Source organism: Vibrio gallicus (assembly GCF_024346875.1).
In the GTDB taxonomy this organism is placed as follows: Bacteria; Pseudomonadota; Gammaproteobacteria; order Enterobacterales; family Vibrionaceae; genus Vibrio; species Vibrio gallicus.
On sequence record NZ_AP024871.1, the window covers coordinates 2,006,711 to 2,026,226 of the forward strand.

Annotated in this window: 20 protein-coding genes; 10 read left to right on the forward strand and 10 right to left on the reverse strand. The window is 43.8% G+C overall.

What is annotated here, in order from left to right; translation table 11 throughout:
• Window positions 1-10: 10 nt before the first annotated feature.
• The 3 genes from aceE to ampD all read right to left on the reverse strand — a co-directional run bounded on the left by aceE (window position 11) and on the right by ampD (window position 4,289).
• On the reverse strand, window positions 11-2,674 hold the full coding sequence (aceE, locus tag OCU28_RS09270) for a pyruvate dehydrogenase (acetyl-transferring), homodimeric type (protein WP_261815926.1): 2,664 nt from the start codon (window positions 2,672-2,674) through the stop codon (window positions 11-13).
• A gap of 45 nt (window positions 2,675-2,719) precedes the next feature.
• Complete coding sequence (pdhR, locus tag OCU28_RS09275; RefSeq protein ID WP_261815927.1) at window positions 2,720-3,493, reverse strand: pyruvate dehydrogenase complex transcriptional repressor PdhR; 774 nt, start codon at window positions 3,491-3,493, stop codon at window positions 2,720-2,722.
• A 259-nt stretch (window positions 3,494-3,752) separates the two neighbouring features.
• Entirely contained in the window at window positions 3,753-4,289 is a 537-nt protein-coding gene (gene ampD / locus OCU28_RS09280) for a 1,6-anhydro-N-acetylmuramyl-L-alanine amidase AmpD (RefSeq protein ID WP_261815928.1), read from the reverse strand.
• Between the two features lie 99 nt (window positions 4,290-4,388).
• On the opposite strand from ampD, the gene nadC reads away from it, so the two are divergent.
• From nadC to yacG, 8 genes are all read left to right on the forward strand, one after another.
• Window positions 4,389-5,276, forward strand: coding sequence for a carboxylating nicotinate-nucleotide diphosphorylase (gene nadC, locus OCU28_RS09285; RefSeq protein ID WP_261815929.1), 888 nt, complete (start codon window positions 4,389-4,391; stop codon window positions 5,274-5,276).
• A 231-nt stretch (window positions 5,277-5,507) separates the two neighbouring features.
• Window positions 5,508-5,912, forward strand: a complete 405-nt coding sequence (locus OCU28_RS09290; RefSeq protein WP_261815930.1) for a pilin — start codon at window positions 5,508-5,510, stop codon at window positions 5,910-5,912.
• The gene (locus tag OCU28_RS09295; protein ID WP_261815931.1) at window positions 5,912-7,375 is read left to right on the forward strand and encodes a GspE/PulE family protein; all 1,464 of its coding nucleotides are present in this window, start codon (window positions 5,912-5,914) and stop codon (window positions 7,373-7,375) included. The genes OCU28_RS09290 and OCU28_RS09295 overlap by 1 nt, the downstream gene beginning before the upstream one ends.
• Window positions 7,368-8,582, forward strand: coding sequence for a type II secretion system F family protein (locus OCU28_RS09300; RefSeq protein ID WP_261815932.1), 1,215 nt, complete (start codon window positions 7,368-7,370; stop codon window positions 8,580-8,582). The genes OCU28_RS09295 and OCU28_RS09300 overlap by 8 nt, the downstream gene beginning before the upstream one ends.
• Window positions 8,583-8,630: 48 nt before the next feature.
• Entirely contained in the window at window positions 8,631-9,509 is an 879-nt protein-coding gene (locus OCU28_RS09305) for a prepilin peptidase (protein WP_261815933.1), read from the forward strand.
• Window positions 9,509-10,120: a dephospho-CoA kinase gene (coaE, locus tag OCU28_RS09310; protein ID WP_261817472.1), complete on the forward strand. Its 612-nt coding sequence runs from the start codon at window positions 9,509-9,511 to the stop codon at window positions 10,118-10,120. Before OCU28_RS09305 ends, coaE begins: the two co-directional genes overlap by 1 nt.
• A gap of 28 nt (window positions 10,121-10,148) precedes the next feature.
• A complete protein-coding gene (zapD, locus tag OCU28_RS09315) occupies window positions 10,149-10,889 on the forward strand; it encodes a cell division protein ZapD (RefSeq protein WP_261817473.1) in 741 nt (246 codons plus the stop codon).
• Window positions 10,890-10,898: 9 nt separating this feature from the next.
• Complete coding sequence (gene yacG, locus OCU28_RS09320) at window positions 10,899-11,093, forward strand: DNA gyrase inhibitor YacG (RefSeq protein WP_261815934.1); 195 nt, start codon at window positions 10,899-10,901, stop codon at window positions 11,091-11,093.
• Between the two features lie 163 nt (window positions 11,094-11,256).
• On the opposite strand, the gene rplS is transcribed toward yacG, so the two are convergent.
• From rplS to ffh, 5 genes are all read right to left on the reverse strand, one after another.
• Complete coding sequence (gene rplS / locus OCU28_RS09325) at window positions 11,257-11,610, reverse strand: 50S ribosomal protein L19 (RefSeq protein ID WP_261815935.1); 354 nt, start codon at window positions 11,608-11,610, stop codon at window positions 11,257-11,259.
• A gap of 39 nt (window positions 11,611-11,649) precedes the next feature.
• Window positions 11,650-12,396, reverse strand: coding sequence for a tRNA (guanosine(37)-N1)-methyltransferase TrmD (gene trmD, locus OCU28_RS09330; RefSeq protein WP_261815936.1), 747 nt, complete (start codon window positions 12,394-12,396; stop codon window positions 11,650-11,652).
• A gap of 21 nt (window positions 12,397-12,417) precedes the next feature.
• Window positions 12,418-12,948 carry a ribosome maturation factor RimM gene (rimM, locus tag OCU28_RS09335; protein WP_261815937.1) on the reverse strand — a complete coding sequence of 177 codons (531 nt, stop codon included), beginning with the start codon at window positions 12,946-12,948 and terminating at the stop codon, window positions 12,418-12,420.
• Window positions 12,949-12,976: 28 nt separating this feature from the next.
• Window positions 12,977-13,225: a 30S ribosomal protein S16 gene (rpsP, locus tag OCU28_RS09340; RefSeq protein WP_261815938.1), complete on the reverse strand. Its 249-nt coding sequence runs from the start codon at window positions 13,223-13,225 to the stop codon at window positions 12,977-12,979.
• A gap of 250 nt (window positions 13,226-13,475) precedes the next feature.
• Window positions 13,476-14,867: a signal recognition particle protein gene (gene ffh / locus OCU28_RS09345; RefSeq protein ID WP_261815939.1), complete on the reverse strand. Its 1,392-nt coding sequence runs from the start codon at window positions 14,865-14,867 to the stop codon at window positions 13,476-13,478.
• 289 nt (window positions 14,868-15,156) lie between these two features.
• Between ffh and OCU28_RS09350 the strand changes: the two genes are divergently transcribed.
• Together OCU28_RS09350 and OCU28_RS09355 are read left to right on the forward strand one after the other, a co-directional pair.
• Window positions 15,157-15,951, forward strand: a complete 795-nt coding sequence (locus tag OCU28_RS09350; RefSeq protein WP_261815940.1) for a cytochrome C assembly family protein — start codon at window positions 15,157-15,159, stop codon at window positions 15,949-15,951.
• Between the two features lie 108 nt (window positions 15,952-16,059).
• Window positions 16,060-17,322, forward strand: a complete 1,263-nt coding sequence (locus OCU28_RS09355) for an HlyC/CorC family transporter (protein ID WP_261815941.1) — start codon at window positions 16,060-16,062, stop codon at window positions 17,320-17,322.
• A gap of 57 nt (window positions 17,323-17,379) precedes the next feature.
• Here the strand turns inward: OCU28_RS09355 and luxS are convergent, their stop codons facing one another.
• Both luxS and gshA read right to left on the reverse strand, forming a co-directional pair.
• Complete coding sequence (gene luxS / locus OCU28_RS09360) at window positions 17,380-17,895, reverse strand: S-ribosylhomocysteine lyase (RefSeq protein WP_261815942.1); 516 nt, start codon at window positions 17,893-17,895, stop codon at window positions 17,380-17,382.
• 14 nt (window positions 17,896-17,909) lie between these two features.
• Window positions 17,910-19,475 (reverse strand): glutamate--cysteine ligase, encoded by a 1,566-nt coding sequence (gshA, locus tag OCU28_RS09365; RefSeq protein WP_261815943.1) that lies wholly within the window; start codon window positions 19,473-19,475, stop codon window positions 17,910-17,912.
• Between the last annotated feature and the right edge of the window lie 41 nt (window positions 19,476-19,516).

The window sequence follows — 19,516 nt, forward strand, 5'->3', positions numbered from 1 at the left end:
TATCTCTACCTTATGCGTGTTGCGGGTTAGTTTTTTCAGTATCGATATTGAATTTCACAATAGCGTCAGCCACTACAGACTTCTCAATATCACCACGTTTAGCCAATTCGGTTAGCGCAGCTACTACAACATAGCCAGCATTTACTTCGAAGTGACGACGTAGGTTTTCACGGCTATCTGAACGACCGAAGCCATCAGTACCAAGAACCTTGTAAGACTCAGAAGGCATGTAAGCACGTACTTGCTCAGCGTAGTTCTTCATGTAGTCAGTGACTGCGATTGCAGGCTCGCTACCAAGAACCGTTGTGATGTACGGTACTTTCTCTTCCGCTTGTGGGTGAAGCATGTTGTCACGCTCTACCGCTTGACCGTCACGAGTTAGCTCGTTAAACGATGTTACAGAGAAGATGTCAGAGGCTACGCCGTACTCTTCGCTTAGGATCTGAGCGGCTTTACGCGCTTCGTTCATGATAGTACCAGAGCTCATTAGCTGAACTTTAGACTTGTCACCTGCGTAAGACTCAAGCTTGTAGATACCTTTACGGATGCCTTCTTCAGCGCCTTCTGGCATTGCTGGCATTGCGTAGTTCTCGTTCATTACTGTTAGGTAGTAGTAAACGTTCTCTTGCTCAGGACCGTACATGCGACGGATACCGTCTTGCATGATTACCGCTAGCTCGTAAGCAAACGTTGGGTCGTAAGAGATACAGTTAGGTACAGTGTTCGCCATGATGTGCGAGTGACCATCTTCGTGCTGTAGACCTTCACCGTTTAGCGTTGTACGACCTGCTGTAGCACCTAGTAGGAAGCCACGAGCTTGTTGGTCACCTGCTAGCCATGCCATGTCGCCAATACGTTGGAAACCAAACATTGAGTAGTAAATGTAGAACGGGATCATTGGTAGATCGTTGGTGCTGTATGATGTTGCAGCAGCAACCCAAGACGCCATTGAACCTAGTTCGTTGATACCTTCTTGAAGAACCTGACCAGAAGTCGCTTCTTTGTAGTAAGAAACAATGCCTTTATCTTCAGGCGTGTAGTCTTGACCGTGCGGGTTGTAGATACCGATTTGACGGAATAGACCTTCCATACCAAAGGTACGTGCTTCGTCACAGATGATAGGAACGATGTTCTTACCAACGCTCTTGTTCTTCAACAAGATGTTCAGTGTACGAACGTAAGCCATAGTGGTAGAGATTTCACGCTTCTGAGCACCCAGTAGAGGAGCGAACTCTTCTAGTTCTGGTACTTGGAATTCTTGAGTGAACTTAGGCAGACGCGCTGGAGTGTAACCGTGTAGAGCGTTACGACGAGCGTGCATGTATTCGTATTCAGGCGTGCCAGCTTCAAGCTTCAGGTAAGGAAGTTCAGCTAGTTTGTCATCGGAAAGAATGTCTTCTAGGCCTAGACGGTCACGCAGGTGTTGAACATGAGTCATGTCCATTTTCTTCACGCCGTGTGCAATGTTCTTGCCTTCTGCTGCATCACCCATGCCGTAACCTTTAACGGTTTTAGCTAGGATTACAGTTGGCTTGCCGCCAGTTTCTTTCGCATTGTTGAATGCTGCGAATAGCTTAGATGAATCATGACCACCACGCTTAAGAGCGAAGATTTCGTCATCAGTCATATCGGCAACAAGTGCTGCAGTCTCAGGGTATTTACCAAAGAAGTGCTCACGTACGTACGCGCCATCTTTAGATTTAAATGTTTGGTAGTCACCATCGATAGTTTCGTTCATTAGCTGAAGAAGCTTACCTGTGGTGTCTTTTGCAAGTAGTGAATCCCAGTTGCTACCCCAGATAACTTTAACAACGTTCCAACCAGCGCCTTTAAATAGGCCTTCTAGTTCTTGGATGATGCTGCCGTTACCCATTACAGGGCCATCTAGACGCTGTAGGTTACAGTTGATTAGGAAACATAGGTTGTCCAGTTTTTCACGAGCAGCAAAAGAGATTGCGCCGCGTGATTCTGGCTCATCCATCTCGCCATCACCTAGGAATGCGTAAACGCGCTGAGCTGAAGTATCTTTTAGACCACGGCCTGCAAGGTACTTCAAAAAGCGAGCTTGGTAGATAGCAGAGATCGGGCCTAGACCCATAGATACGGTTGGGAACTGCCAGAATTCAGGCATCAACTTAGGGTGTGGGTAAGAAGGGATACCCTTGCCATCAACTTCTTGACGGAAGTTGTCTAGCTGCTCTTCAGTTAAACGACCCTCAACGAATGCACGAGAGTAGATACCTGGAGAGATATGACCTTGGTAGTAAACCAAATCGCCACCGTCCGTCGCATTTGGAGCGCGGAAGAAGTGGTTAAAGCAAACTTCATAGAATGCAGCTGCTGACTGATAAGAAGCCATGTGACCACCAAGGTCTAGGTCTTTCTTAGACGCACGCAATACAATCATGATTGCGTTCCAGCGGATGATTGAGCGAATACGACGCTCAAGCGTTACATCACCAGGATAAGCTGGTTCTTGGTTTGCCGGAATGGTGTTGATATAGTTGGTGTTAACGCCAGTAGGCATATCGACACCATCTAAACGCGCTTTATCTAGAACTTGTTCTAGTAAATATTGTGCGCGCTCTACGCCCTCTTCACGTACTACAGACTCAAGGGCTTCCAACCAATCTTGAGTTTCAAGTGCATCAACGTCATGCTTCATGTCAGACATGGATAACTATCCTTTTATATTAAGTTAGGTCCACTAAGCGCAAGCTTACTGATTGTTTTGTTGAATTCGACGCAGTGAGCGGGCTCTTCGCCCTTGTTCCTGAGTCAGATCCGACAGAGTTTCATCGATAAATGCCAAGTGTGTATGCGACATCTCGCTCGCCTTTTCAGGCTCACCAGAAATGATCGCTTGAACTATCATGGCTCGGTGTTCATTGAGCTTTTGCATTGCGTCTTCACGCTCAGCTAATAGCTTCAAATTTTGTAATACATTTTTCTCCAACAATGGAGATAAGCTTTTTACAATGTGCAGCAACACCACGTTATGGGATGCTTCAGCAATAGCCATTAAAAAGCCCATAATAGCGCTTGCTTCATCATTCAGATCTTCAGATTTGAGAGAGGTATTCATTGCCTGATGGCATTGAGATATTCGCTTAAAATCTTCTTTGGTTCCGCGCAACGCGGCAAAATACGCAGAGATACCTTCTAGCGCATGCCGCGTTTCTAGTAAGTCTCGTTGAGTATCAGCACGACTTGATAACAGATTTAAAAGTGGATCTGACAAATTAGAAGACAACTGTTCATTAACAAAGGTTCCCCCGCCTTGACGACGAGTTAGCAACCCCTTGGCTTCTAATCTTTGAATAGCTTCGCGCACAGATGGTCTAGAAACATCAAATTGCTTTGCCAACTCTCTTTCTGGTGGAAGCTGTTGCCCTGGAGAGAGGATTCCATCCAAGATTAGGCTTTCCAATTCTTTCTGAATTACATCAGAAAGCTTAGGTTGGCGAATACTTTTAAAAGCAACTTTTGGCATTTAGGTGTCTGCGTCCTGCACAATTGTTAATTGGTAATACCAATTACTTGATTTGGCGCAAAATTAACACATAGATTTAACCACTGTCCAGAAAAATTGATTTAAATCATAAAACAGAGATCACAATAACAAGAATTCAATCAAAACAAGGGGTTTTGTAACTAAATGGTTGCAGTTAGATTTAATTACACCCTTACACTCTTGTATGACAAATAGTGCATAACCCCATATTCACCGCTGATTTTATTTGTACGATGAATTAATTTAACATTTTATTAAATTTCACCCAATCAAAGCAAAGACCAGGATCGGACTTTCTATAGGGTGCAATAAATTGATGTCCAGTAATGCGTTGTGAAGTGATAAGAGGATAGGTTTGAGTGATAAATTGAGTTAATGTCGCCAGCGCAGCATATTGAGCTTCGGTGTAAGCAATAAAATCCGTTCCTTCGAGCTCAATCCCAATCGAGTAATCATTACATTTCTCTCTACCGGCAAAGGAGGAAACTCCGGCATGCCATGCACGTCGATTGAAAGGAACAAATTGGATAATCTGACCACTACGTGTAATCAAGCAATGTGCAGACACCCTCATACTTGCAACCAGTGCCAAGTAAGGGTGGCCTGCGCCATCTAATTTACCTAGAAAAAAGTCTTCTATATATCCATTCTCAAACTGCGCAGGGGGAAGGGAAATATTGTGTAACACCAGCAACGAGATCTCATCTGCTGGTTCTCTATCATCATAGTGTGGTGAAACCACAATTTTTGCGCTTGGGTACCATATATCGTCCATGACAGGCCTACTTAGTTTGTTATACAGATTGGTATTATATTCAAAGCAATAGTATCATTCTCAACAATTCTAACCAGACACTCCAGTAAGCTTGAGACAATGAAAAATACTCACAACAGCGATGCTCGACTCGCCTATCTAAAACAACAGCTACCAAGTGAAGTCACTCGCACTGTTAGCGAAGCTTTGCGAGAAGATCTTGGAGGCGTTTTAGATGCATCAAAAGATATTACTGCTAGCCTAATCGCTGAAGATACCCAAGCCCAAGCAACCATCATTACTCGTGAGAATGGTGTGTTCTGTGGCAAGCTGTGGGCTGATGAAGTATTCAAGCAGCTCGGTAGTAAAGTGGTGATTGAATGGCATGTAGCAGACGGTGATACGGTGATACCAAATCAAACCTTATGTACGCTATCAGGCCCAGCTCGTGACCTGCTCACAGGTGAGCGCAACGCCATGAACTTTATCCAGACCCTTTCCGGATGTGCCACTACTACCGCGGAATATGTGCAAAAAATAGAAGGCACAGGCTGTCGTCTACTTGATACCCGTAAAACCATTCCTGGCTTACGTAATGCACTCAAATACGCTGTCGCTTGTGGTGGTGGCTTCAATCACCGCATCGGTGTATTTGATGCTTACCTCATCAAGGAAAACCATATCATGGCATGTGGCGGTATTGAACAAGCAATTGCTACTGCAAAGCAGCTCAATCCAGGCAAGCCGGTAGAGGTTGAAACTGAGAGCCTAGCCGAGCTAAAACAAGCTATTGAAGCGGGCGCTGATATTATCATGCTCGACAACTTTACCCTCGATATGATGCGTGAAGCGGTTAAGTTAAACCAAGGCCGAGCGGTACTAGAAAACTCAGGCAATGTTACCCTTGAGACTATCCGTCCAATGGCGCAAACCGGCGTAGACTTTATCTCAGTTGGTGCTCTAACTAAGCACCTACAGGCGATGGACCTGTCCATGCGCTTCAAATAATACCGGTTAGCCGCACTTCATATATCAATCAGGCCAGCTAAATAGCTGGCCTGATTCTATTTTAGAGCGAGCAAATGCATGACTGATTGTGCATTGCCTCGCATTTAATAGTCCCTTTCATACAACATTAGCATTGATTGTTTGAGCTTGTTGCAAGAGTGATGGCGTGTTTTTGGTCACGCAGATTTCTCCAATCTAGGGTTAGATTACCCTTTCTTAGCGAGAACAAACATGCGTAAACATACCCGAGGATTTACCCTTATTGAGCTAATGATAGTTGTGGCTATTATTGGTATTTTATCTGCTGTTAGTGTCCCTATGTACCAAGACTACATAAAGAAATCAGAGCTTGCGACTGGTACCGCAACCCTGCGAGGATTACTAACTAAAGCCGAGTTATACCTGCTCGATACCGGTAGCTTTCCTGCAACTCTAGATGAAATTAATACCACCTCCGCCGCCGGTGGTACACTTGGTACCTTATCCATACAAGGCTCAAATCAGTTGCAGTTCGCATTTGATGCCAATAACAGTGCACTGGCAAACAGTAGTGTGTCTTTTATCAGAGACAGTGTTACAGGATGGAGCTGTAGTGTCAGTGGTGCGGTTGATGTTACCCGCCCCAAGGGTTGTTAATGAGGCTCTACTTAGAGGCGATGAGACAAGCTGAACTTATCAGTTTGTCTCTGTATCACAAAGTAATTAACCAACAAATGAATCTAAGGGATCTTCTTAGCTATATTGAGACATATCAAACGGTTGATCAGCAACAGATAGCTCAACTTTTGGCTCAGGTTTCAAAGCTTAATTTGATTGAGTGCGTGAACAGCAGCGGTGATGAAATTGAAGCCTTGGACAAACAGTTTTCAGTTCACTATGACAGTCTGCTTCCAATTGAATTCTCCCACAACCAGTTGCATCTGGTCAGCTATGACCCCGATGCGTCGCAGCTATGCCGTGAACTGGAATTCATGCATAAAATTGAAACCAAACTTAGCTTAGTTTCATGGCCATATTTTGCTGATTTAAATAGCCCTTCTTCAAACTCCGATAGTGAATTACTTGAACAAATGCTCACCCAAGCCTACCAACAGCAGGCATCAGATATACATATTCAGCCTCAATTAAATAGCGTTTGGATTCGGTTTCGTTGTGATGGGCAGTTACAACATTGGCGATCATTGGCATCAACCAAGGCGCTCCCTTTAATTAGCCGTATTAAAATACTGGCTAATCTCGATATTACAGAACGTAGACTCCCACAAGATGGCCGCTTAAGCTTTGACATAACTGGGAAAAATATCGATTTTAGAATTTCCACCTTACCCAGTTGTCATGGAGAAAAAGTAGTACTGAGATTAAGAGCTGACCCCATAATTCCTAATCTAGACGCGCTAGGTATGCACTGTTATCAGCTTGCTCACCTCAAACAGCAACTCACCAAGCCGAATGGATTAATATTGGTCACAGGTCCCACCGGCAGCGGCAAAAGCCTTACCTTGTATTCCATGTTGCAATCATTGCACGACCCGAGGCTCAGTATCTGCACCATTGAAGACCCTATAGAGATCCAAGTAGAAGAGTACAATCAGATTCAGATAGACCCGAGTTTACACTTTGGGTTTGCTACTGCCTTACGAGCCTTATTGCGCCAAGATCCCGATATCATTATGTTAGGCGAGATTCGTGACTCTGAATCGGCTCAGATTGCCATTCATGCTGCGCAAACGGGGCATCTTGTCTTTTCTACCCTGCATACGAATAATGCTCAAGAATCACTTTTACGTTTAGCCAATCTAGGGGTTTCTGATTTAGATATCACTAGCACAGTTAAATTAGTGGTGGCACAGCGCCTTATAAGAACCCTATGTAAACACTGCAATACTTCCTGCCATCACTGCCATGAAGGCTACAAAGGTAGAATGGGGATCTTTGAGCTTTTATCTATTGATCAACAATCTGACATCAATCATCAACCTAGCGGTAATCTCATTCAAGGTATAAGCCTGAGAAAGGCAGCCCAATACTGCCTTGACCAAAGGCTAACTGATCAGGCTGAAATCAAACGCGTATTAGGCAGTGAGTCATCCAATGCTTAAGCTGTATTGTTTCCACTGGATAGGGGTAACGGATACTAAACAGTCGATTACAGGCCACAGCTATGCCTATTCATATCGCCAATTGGAGAGCATGTTAGCGCAACAACAGATACGGCCAGATAAGGTAATTCAAAGCCAGGTATCCATGAGTTATCGATTTCGATTTACATTTAACAATCAACAGCTTGATGCGCTAACCCTGCAATTTATTACCCTATTAGAAGCTGGATTCCCTATCATTCAAGCTATTAGGCAGCTTAGAGATCGCCAGCGTGACAAAAGATTCGAACTGTATGTTTTTCTGGATCAGATATTGAGTGATATAAGCCAAGGAGAGTCTTTACACAGCAGTTTAAGCAAACACCATTATTTTGATACTGCTTATTTGCAATTTGTCGCAGCTGGTGAAAGCAATGGTCGACTCGTTGAGTCTTTACAGTGGGCATTACATCAACGTGAAAAAAAGGCCGCCATACACAAAAAAATTCGAGCAGCCTGCCTGTATCCAAGCATGGTTGTTGTGGTTGCTTTATTGGTGATGATACTAATGCTGATGGTAGTGATTCCTCAATTTGAAAATCTATTTCTAAGTTTTGGCTCTGAGCTTCCACCCCTTACTCAAGCCACATTAGACCTTTCAATATGGCTACAAAGCTATGGAGTAAGCCTGTTTATCTCTTTTTCCACTGTATCAGTCGTAATCTATAAGGCGTTGCAAAAAAATCACGTACTCACTCGTCCGCTCCACAAATGGATTTTATTGTGTCCAATTTTAGGAAAAGCGATTCAAAGTGGAGAATGGGCTCGCTTTAGCCTAGTTCTTTCATCCAGTATTCAATCTGGAACGCCAATACTGCATGCATGGCAACAGGCCAGCTCAATGGTAAATAACCACTATCTGAAGCAGTTTTTAATCAATGCCAAGCGCTCTATAGAGAGTGGTAACACCCTGCATCAGTCGATCATCAACATTCCTACGCTTCCCGATAGCCTTGGCATGCTAGTCGCGATTGGTGAATCGAGTGGTAAGCTCCCTGATCTACTGCAGCGCGCTGCCACCAATCTAGAGCAGCAGCTTGTTGAGCTGACAGACAATATTAATAAGCTGATTGAACCTATTACTATTCTACTACTGGGCGTTATTGTAGGGACATTAGTGCTATCTATTTATCTGCCAATATTCAGCTTGATGAATAGCTTCAACTAGAAGATTAATATAAAATAATTCTCAGAATTTCATGCATATGGGCGATTCATGCTCGATTATTACTTCATCCAATTTCCGGCTCTTTTTCCAATACTTGCAACCCTATTAGGCTTGATTATTGGCAGCTTTTTAAATGTCGTTATCTATCGCCTTCCTATCATCATGGAAAGGGAATGGAAAACCGAGTTTGCACAAGCTTACCCAGAATCGAAACTTGAGGTACCTAGTGGGCATTATTCCCTTAGCTTACCTCGCTCTCAATGCCCTAAATGCAATACTCAAATCCAAGCACGAGACAATATTCCGCTCTTAGGTTGGCTACTTTTGCGAGGAAAATGTCGCTACTGCGAGGCGAAGATAAGCCCGCGCTATCCACTTATCGAGCTATTATCTGGCGCCTTATGCCTGGTGATCGCAATACAGTTTGGATTCAGCCTATATGCTGTAGCACTGCTTGGGCTTACTTGGGTTTTAATCTGCGCCACTTTTATCGACCTCGATACCATGTTGCTCCCTGATAGCCTCACCCTTCCCTTAATGTGGGCAGGCATTGCCTTAGCTTTAACCGGAATAAGCTCAATCACGCTATCCCAGGCTGTGATTGGGGCTATGGCAGGGTATTTGTCGCTGTGGAGTGTGTACTGGTTATTCAAGCTAGTTACAGGCAAAGAAGGGATGGGCTATGGAGACTTTAAGCTATTAGCCGCTCTAGGTGCTTGGTTAGGTTGGCAAGCCCTACCCCTTATTATTTTACTGTCATCTCTTGTTGGTCTTATATTTGGCATTATCCAGTTAAGGCTCAAAAAGCAAGGCATTGAAAAAGCCTTTCCATTCGGTCCCTATTTAGCCGTTGCGGGCTGGATATATGTCATTGCCGGTGACCAAATTATTCACTGGTATTTAGGCATTTACTTTGGGGGTGCATGATGAGCTTAGTTATTGGCTTAACCGGTGGCATAGGTAGCGGCAAAACAACCGTCGCTAACCTATTTCATGACCAATACCGTATTGAAGTTGTTGATGCAGATATCATTGCCAGAGAAGTTGTCCAAGCTGGAACTGAAGCACTACAAGCAATTGCTAATAGGTTTGGCCAACACATCCTAAACCCTGATGACAGCCTCAATCGACGTTGTTTAAGAGCCGTTATCTTTAATGACCCCCAGCAAAAGCAGTGGTTAGATGCTCTGTTGCATCCACTGATTAGAGAGCAAATGCTAAGGCAGATACACGATGTTAAGTCTCCTTACTGCCTGCTTGTTATCCCTTTGATGGTAGAAAATGAGCTTCAACACCTCGCGCAGCGTGTTTTAGTGGTCGATGTCTCAGAAAAGACTCAAATTGACCGAACAATGACACGCGATCAGGTTTCACAGCACCAAGTTGAATCTATACTAAAATCACAAGCAAGTAGAGCCCAACGCTTAGCTATTGCAGATGATGTGATAACCAATAACGATCATCGGCACCTAGCTGAACAGGTTGAGCGTTTACATCTCCAATATTTAGCGATGACAGAGGTAAACAATGGAGAGTGAAGTGCAACTGAAAGGTAACGTTCTCGGTATGACAATTCAAAAATACGAACATCCACTCAATGAAAAGAGCCGTACTTACCTACGTATTGAAAGCCTATTAAGACAGGCTCATCATTGTGCAGCCTTCTCTGATACTCAGCATTACCATGTGTTATTTCGCTCACTGTTTGATCTATTAGATATATTTGAGCAAATTCAATTAAAGCCAGAACTACTCAAAGACCTAGATAAGCTTAAATTAACCTACTCTAACTGGCTCAATGTTCCTGGAGTAGACCAAAAACGCTTACAAGGTCTGCTAGGTGAGATAGATCGCGTCCATAGCGAGGTCATTAAGGCGCAGCGCTTTGGGACCCAGCTTAGAGAAGATAGGTTTCTATCGTCAATCCGACAGCGCTTTAACCTGCCCGGCGGTGCGTGCTGCTTTGATCTTCCAGCGCTACATTTCTGGCTTCATCAACCACTAGAAAAACGTATGATGGATGCGCAACGCTGGTTACGTTCTTTATCGCCGTTAAATCATGGGTTACAGCAATGGTTAAACCTAACCAGAAGCTCAAACCAGATGAAGCCACAGCTAGCTCGCGGCGGATTTTTCCAAAGTGACGCAGAAGAAGCTAATATGGTGCGCCTGCAATTTAGTCAAGAGTACGGTGTTTACCCTATGGTATCTGGGCATAAAAACCGTTTTGTCATCAAATTTATTAATTTTGAAACCGGACAAGCTAGCAATCAAGATATTGAATTTGAGCTTTCCGTCTGTAACTGAGAACTGTAAATGAAAAAACCAACCATAGTAAAATGTCCACAATGTGGCGCAGATGTAGAATGGGGCGAACAAAGCCCTCACCGTCCGTTCTGTAGTAAAAAATGCCAGATGATAGATTTTGGTGAGTGGGCAGACGAAGATAACGCGATCCCTGGAGCACCAGATATGTCTGATAGCGATGGGTGGTCGGAAGATCAATACTAAGGAGAGCATAGCTCTAAGCTATCAATGGTTTATCAATCACTTAGAGCCGCGGATGGCCAATCGACACCGCGATAATCATTATAAATAGCATGCTATAAACCGAAAGCAAAAAAAAGGAGACCATATGGTCTCCTTTTTTCTTATGAGAAATGCTGATTTAGCATTACTTTTTAGCAAGTTTCTCTTTAATACGAGCAGACTTACCAGAACGCTCACGTAGGTAGTACAACTTGGCACGACGTACTGCACCACGGCGTTTAACAGCAATGCTATCAACCATAGGAGAGTGAGTTTGGAACGTACGCTCAACACCTTCACCGTTCGAGATTTTACGAACTGTGAATGCTGAGTGAAGGCCGCGGTTACGAACTGCGATTACAACACCTTCGAACGCCTGTAGACGCTCACGGTCACCTTCTTTTACTTTAACCTGTACAACTACAGTGTCACCTGCGCCAAATTTTGGCAGGCCAGATTTCATTTGCTCTTGCTCAAGAGCTGCGATGATATTACTCATTTGTATATACCCTAGAATAAACTGAATCTAAATATCTAATTACTTGTGACTTTTATGTTCATTTATGAACTCAACAAGCAATATTTCCTGTTCGTCAGTCAGAGCTAGGTTTTCCAGCATCTCTGGTCTTCTTAGCCAAGTACGGCCCAGCGATTGTTTTAATCGCCAGCGACGAATGTCCTTGTGATTTCCAGACATCAATACCGAAGGTACTTCAGTTCCATCCAACACTTCCGGACGTGTGTAATGAGGACAATCCAATAAACCATTTGCAAAGGAATCTTCCTCTGCTGACGCAAAATCACCCAATACTCCAGGAATAAACCTAGACACTGAGTCAATCAAGGTCATGGCAGGTATCTCACCACCCGTCATCACAAAGTCTCCAATTGACCATTCTTCGTCAACCTCAGACTGTATGATGCGCTCATCTACCCCTTCATAGCGACCACAGATAAGAAGCAAATTCTCATTTGTTGCCAACTCTTCAACCCCTTGTTGGTCGAGTTTACGACCTTGAGGGCTAAGATAGATAACCTTCGTCTTACCCGGTGCGGCTTGTTTTGCTGTATGAATGGCCTCGCGCAAAGGCTGAACCATCATCAACATCCCAGGGCCACCCCCGTAAGGTCTATCATCAACAGTACGGTGTTTATCGTGAGTAAAATCACGAGGATTCCACGCTTGTACTGATAGAAGACCTTTTTTAACCGCTTGACCTGTTACACCAAAATCAGTCACAGAGCGGAACATCTCTGGAAATAGGCTAATTATGCCAACCCACATAGTTCACTCGCTAATTTTGGACTAGAAACCAGGATCCCAGTCAACTTCGATCCGTTGAGCATCGCGATCAATATTAGTGACCACTTGCTCTTCAAGGAACGGTATTAGGCGTTCCTTTTTGCCAAAAGCATCTTTTAGGTTTGCCTTCACCACCAAAACATCGTTTGAGCCAGTTTCCAGTATGTCGTCAACTGTGCCAAGGCTATAACCTTTAGTGGTTACGACTTGCATTCCAAACAATTCACGCCAGTAGAACTCATCTTCTGACAGCTTCGGTAGAGAAGCAGCGTTTATTGAGATCTCAAAGTTAGTGAGCAAATGTGCGTCTTCACGAACATCTATCCCCTCAAGCTTGCAAACATACCCCTTATTGTGGCGTTTCCAGCTCTCAACTTTGTACTCAACTAAGCTACCATTTTGGTTAAGTAACCAAGGGCTATACTGAAAAATGTTTTCAGCGCTGTCTGTAAAGGAATGAACTTTAAGCCAGCCACGAATGCCATAAGTAGCACCTAGCTTTCCTACAACAATATTTTCGATTTGCTCACTCATTCATTCTTTTCCTTACATCGAGTACTAATTAAGCCGCTTTTTGAGCGTCTTTGATTAGCTTAGCTACACGGTCAGATACTGTAGCACCTTGTGAAACCCAATGGTTTACACGGTCTAGATCTAGACGTAGGCCTTCTTCTTGGCCTTGAGCTGTAGGGTTAAAGAAACCTACTTTCTCGATGAAACGACCCGTAACTGCGCGACGGCTGTCTGCTACTACGATTTGATAAAATGGACGCTTTTTAGCGCCGTGACGTGCCAAACGAATGGTAACCATGTCGTCCTCTTTGCTTTCTCAATAATAAAATTAACCCCAGACTACTCTTAGAGTTGCATGGGGTCTCGTGCCAAAATAAAGCTCGGGAATTTTACTCTTATTCCCATTATTTGCAAGAGGTTTAGCTACTTTTTAGCCAACTAATTGAGTGTGAGCTAGTTAACATCTTGAAAATAAAAAGGCTCTATCAAAATAGAGCCTCAAAATCACAGCCATAAGCGTTGAGCTGTCCGCTTTCAGCGGCTAGAGTCTATCGACCGAATGGACCACCCATTCCGCCCATACCGCCACCACCCATGCCGCCCATCATGCCTTGCATATTACGCATCATGCCGCGCATGCCGCCTTTTTGCATTTTCTTCATCATCTTTTGCATTTGGGTGAACTGTTTAAGTAGGCGGTTAACATCTTGAACCTGGGTACCAGAACCCGCAGCAATACGCTTTTTGCGCGAACCTTTAATCAATTCTGGGCGTTGACGCTCTTTCATGGTCATTGAACTGATGATGGCTTCCATCTGCTTAAATATCTTGTCATCAACCTTGTCTTTGACGTTATCTGGCAGTTTGTTCATGCCCGGCAGCTTATCCATCATGCCCATCATGCCGCCCATATTTTGCATCTGCCCTAGCTGCTCGCGGAAGTCTTCAAGATCGAAGCCCTTTTTCTCCTTGAACTTCTTAGCCAGTTTTTGAGCTTTATCGGTGTCAACATTACGCTGTAAGTCTTCAATAAGAGATAAAACATCCCCCATACCAAGAATACGTGATGCCACACGGTCAGGGTGGAAGGGTTCAAGGGCGTCAGTTTTTTCACCTACACCCAAGAATTTAATTGGTTTACCTGTAATGTGCTTAACAGATAAAGCAGCACCACCACGCGCATCACCATCGACCTTGGTCAGGATCACACCCGTTAGTGGTAACGCATCTCCAAATGCTTTAGCCGTGTTGGCCGCATCTTGCCCAGTCATTGCATCAACAACGAATAGGGTTTCAACAGGGGTAATTGCGTCGTGAAGTTGCTGAATCTCAGCCATCATCTCTTCATCAACGGCTAAGCGACCGGCAGTATCTACCAGCAATACGTCATAAAACTTTTTCTTAGCGTGGTCGATTGCCGCAGTAGCGATATCGAGTGGCTTTTGGTCAGCCGAAGATGGGAAGAAATCCACGCCAACATCTAAAGCAAGTGTTTCTAACTGTTTGATCGCCGCAGGGCGATATACATCCGCAGAAACTACCAGTACTTTTTTCTTGTCACGCTCGGTTAATAGTTTAGATAGCTTACCAACACTGGTCGTCTTACCTGCACCTTGAAGGCCTGCCATCAAAACAACCGCTGGCGGTTGAGCTGCTAGGTTAAGCCCTTCATTGGACTCTCCCATTACAGCTTCTAGCTCGGACTGAACTATTTTGATGAACTCTTGGCCTGGGGTTAGAGATTTTGAAACCTCAACCCCAACAGCGCCTTCTTTAACACGCTTAATGAAATCACGTACCACAGGCAAGGCAACATCTGCCTCTAGCAACGCCATACGGACTTCACGTAGAGTTTCTTTTATATTGTCTTCAGTAAGACGCCCTTTGCCGCTGATATTCTTCAGCGTCTGGGATAAACGGTCGGTTAAGTTATCAAACATGATGCTCTCTAGGCTGACAAATTCGGTCAATTATTAAAAGTATACCTCAGAGGCGTATTGAACAAAACCATACCTGAGCGTCACTTCTTTATTTAGATCACTCTATATAGTGTAATAATACCGCTAAAATGTGAACTTAGTTCAGAAGAAGCCTGAAATGTTACTCTGATTTAGGGTTGAACTTGCTACAATAAAATCAACAAAGCCTAAAGTCGCATTTATCCAGTTCAACTTAATCATGCTTAAGGTTATAATTTCACTTTATCTCAAAGGGTAGTGTCGAAAAAAAATGAATTTAGTTGCAGTTTGCGCAGCCGTAGCCTTATATCTTGTAGCAATCCTATTAATACTTCCTGGGTTACTAAAAAAAACAGGTATCAATTCTAAGGCAGTTTTGACCTTGGCATTTCTTGCTGTACTGGTGCACTTTTCGATTCTATCGCATACGATTTTCAGTGCTGGAGGGCAAAACCTCAGCATATTAAATGTCACATCTTTAGTGAGCTTCTTAATTTCTTTAGTGCTGACTGGCGCAATGCTTAAGACACGCCTTTGGTTTTTATTGCCTATCGCTTATGGCTTTGCTGCCCTAAGTTTACTTGCCGCATACTTTATCACTAGTACCTTTATGACCCATTTTGAGCATTCTCCAGGCTTAATCGCTCATATTACATTGGCTCTGTTTTCATATGTGACGCTAATGATTGGTGCTCTCTATGCGCTACAAATGGCGTGGCTTGATTACAAGTTAAAGCAAAAAGCCTCTCAGGCCCTAAACCCTAACCTCCCTCCGTTAATGAGAATTGAACGCCAGCTGTTCAACATCTTGCTAATGGGAAATGGGCTTCTTACCCTAACATTAATTAGCGGTCCTTTCTTTGTGCACAACTTTTTCTCTAGTGAAGACATCCACAAAGCGGTACTCTCATTTATTGCTTGGATCGTATTCAGCATTTTGTTGTGGGGGCACTACAAGCAAGGGTGGCGTGGAAAAACAGTAACTTGGTTCTCAATCGTTGGTGCATTTCTGTTAACCCTAGCCTACTTTGGTAGCCGCTTCGTAAGCGAAGTTATACTCACATAAATCACAACAGGTAGATTGCTACACCCTAAATTAGCAACTTACCTACTATTCATAAATTGGTCCGACCCCTTATGGAAAGATCAGCTCTAATTAAGGATTTAAAACGTTTTGAATGACATCTCAACTGGATTCCTATTTGGCATCCTTGCATGTCTAATTATTATATCAGGTTATTTTTCAGGTTCAGAGACAGGCATGATGTCTTTGAATCGCTACCGCTTAAAGCACCTGTCAAACCAAGGGCACAAGGGCGCACGCCGCGTTGAAAAACTCCTTGAACGGCCTGATCGCTTGATAGGCTTAATCCTTATCGGGAATAATCTTGTCAATATTCTAGCCTCTGCGATTGCAACCATCATAGGTATGCGACTCTATGGTGACTATGGGGTTGCTATTGCAACGGGCGTATTAACCTTGGTGGTTTTAGTCTTCGCTGAGGTTACCCCAAAAACACTAGCGGCTATTTACCCAGAGCGCGTTTCATATATGAGCAGTCTACTGCTCAGAATACTGATGAAAGTGCTTTCACCACTGGTTATCTTGGTAAACTTCATTACCAATGGCTTTTTACGTCTTGTCGGCATTAATGCTGCGGCCAGTAAAACAGATAACCTTAGCTCTGACGAATTACGCACGGTAGTAAATGAAGCGGGTAGCTTAATTCCAACGCGACACCAAGAGATGCTGCTGTCGATTCTAGACCTTGAAACGGTAACCGTGAATGACATTATGGTGCCGCGTAATGAGATCACAGGTATTGATGTCAACGACGATTGGAAATCAATTGTTCGCCAACTCACCCACTCTCCTCATGGTCGAGTTGTGCTATATCGCGACCAAATAGATGAAGTGGTGGGGATGCTTAGGCTTAAAGAAGCCTACCGACTCATGCTTGAGAAGAATGAATTCAACAAGCAAACCCTGCTCAAGGCCTCCGATGAGGTGTATTTCATACCTGAAGCGACACCGCTAAATGTTCAACTATTAAAGTTTCAGCGCAATAAAGAGCGTATTGGGCTAGTTGTTGATGAGTATGGCGATATCATAGGCTTGGTTACGCTAGAAGATATTCTAGAAGAGATTGTCGGTGAGTTCACCACCTCTATAACGCCAAGCTTGGCCGAAGAGATCATCCCTCAAGCGGATGGTAGCTACCTTATCGAAGGTGGTGCGAACATTCGTGATATCAACAAAGGCTTGCAATGGGCGCTGCCTACCGATGGGCCTAGAACCCTAAACGGCCTCATACTAGAGCACTTAGAAGATATCCCTGAGACTCATATCAGCATCCATATCGCTGAACATAAAATGAAGGTTGTTGATTTTTCTGAGAACAAGATAAAACTGGTCCGCGTTTACCCTGCCGCATAAAAAAATCCCCTGTCGACAATAACCGGCAGGGGATTTTTACTTAATTATAACGTCCGTTTACACCTTCAGTGTTTTTAGCATCTCTTCTGGAAGGGCCAACTCGTCATTCTTATTCACTGAGATACCAGCATCCACAATCCCTTGCGCAATGGCTTTTGCATCTTCTAAAGAGTGCATTGCCGCAGTACCACATTGATATTCATTCAGCTCAGGAATCTTGTTTTGAGTCTCAACTTTAAGCACATCTTGCATCGCGGCTAGCCACGCTTGTGCCACTTCGCTCTCTGAAGGAGTACCAATTAAGCTCATATAAAAACCAGTACGGCACCCCATTGGAGATATATCGATAATCTCCACACTGTCACCGTTTAGATGATCACGCATAAAGCCAGCATATAGGTGCTCTAGGGTATGAATTCCCGCCTCTGAAAGCAGCGCTTTGTTTGGCTGGGTAAAGCGAAGGTCAAATACCGTAATGGTATCGCCGCCCGGAGTTGTCATTTTTTTAGCTACGCGTACAGCTGGGGCGTGCATTTTTGTATGATCGACAGTAAAGCTATCTAATAAAGGCATTTGTGTGCTCCGAGTTATTTTAGATAATCAAAATAGTTTTCAAGAAAGTGTTCAAAGTCTAGTGTATCGCTCTTTTCCACTTGTTGTTGTTTTTTGACGGACTCACTTACCTCGGAGTCCATCATTTCTTGGCTATAAACCTCGTAATCCCCTTGTTGATATTGAGACTCGTAAGACTCTCCCAAGGCTTCCCCAAATAAGCCATTACCACCGTGCTGCTTAATAGCTTGTAGCATTTGACCTGATAGGGTTTTCTGTGGGTTATCAATCCAGGTTCTTAGTTCGGCACATACCTCAGTATAAGGGTTACCTTGCTGATCTTGGTCCATAGCTTTAGCGATACTTTCAAAGTCATCAAAGATACTATGTGTCCACTGTTGTAAGGTTAATTTTTCACCCTGACAACCAATCGTTAGCTCAACACCTTCACGTCGGCCTTCAGTAATCACCGACTCCCAGTTTTTCTTCCAACACTCAAGCTCACAGTTATCCATTGGGGCTGAATCGCTTAAGGTGCACCAGGTTAGGAAGATGTCTAAGAAGCGCACTTGCTTCTCATCAATTCCGATAGGGCTAAATGGATTCACATCCAGTGAGCGCACTTCAATATATTCAACGCCCGCTCTTGATAGCGCTTCTGATGGTTTCTCGCCGCTATTAGCTACGCGCTTAGGTCTAATCGGTGCGTATAGCTCATTCTCTATCTGCAACACATTACTATTGAGTTGCTTTAAGCCATTTTCATCTTTAAGGCCGATCTCAGAAAATGCCTTAGATGGCGTCCTGATGGCTTTATTAAGCCCTTCAAGGTATTGATCAACACTATTAAAGCCAATATTTAGTGAGCCTTGCTCACTATTGGTATAACCAAGATCGCTCAAACGCAGCGAGGTTGCGTGCGGTAAATACCGTGTTTTATCTAGCTTCTCAAATGGAAGCGTTGTTTCTTTGCCCTGCAAGAAACATCCAGATATTGCTGGCGAAGCGCCAAAGAAATATGGGATTAACCATCCAAAGCGGTAGTAGTTACGAATCAAACCAAAATATGCGTCGGACTTGGTATCTTGTCGCTGCTGCTCAGATTGCTCACCGTACAATGCATCCCAAAAGCTCTCTGGAAACGAGAAATTAAAGTGCACCCCAGAGATAACCTGCATCAAACTACCGTATCTATGCTTTAAGCCTTGGCGGTACAGGGTTTTCATCTTGCCTGAGTTTGATGAACCATATTTGGCAAGCTCAATATCGTCTTCACTGTGTACCCGACATGGCATTGAAAGGGGCCATAAACGCTCACCATTCAACTTGCTATGGGTAAAGTGATGGATATCTTTTAATTGAGATAACAAGGTCGAGATATCATGAGAAACAGGAGTAATAAACTCCATTAATGATTCCGAGAAATCCGTTGTTATCCATTTATTAGTCAATGGTGAACCTAAGGTCACTGGGTGAGGTGTTGTTGCCACATACCCACCAGGATTATAACGGAGCGTTTCACGCTCGACGCCGCGTCCAAATTGAGAAAATACCTGCTTATTTGACGCTACTTGTTGTAGACGTGAATTAAAACTAGTCAAAACAAAATCACTTTTATGGAATCCCGACAACGTAACTGTAA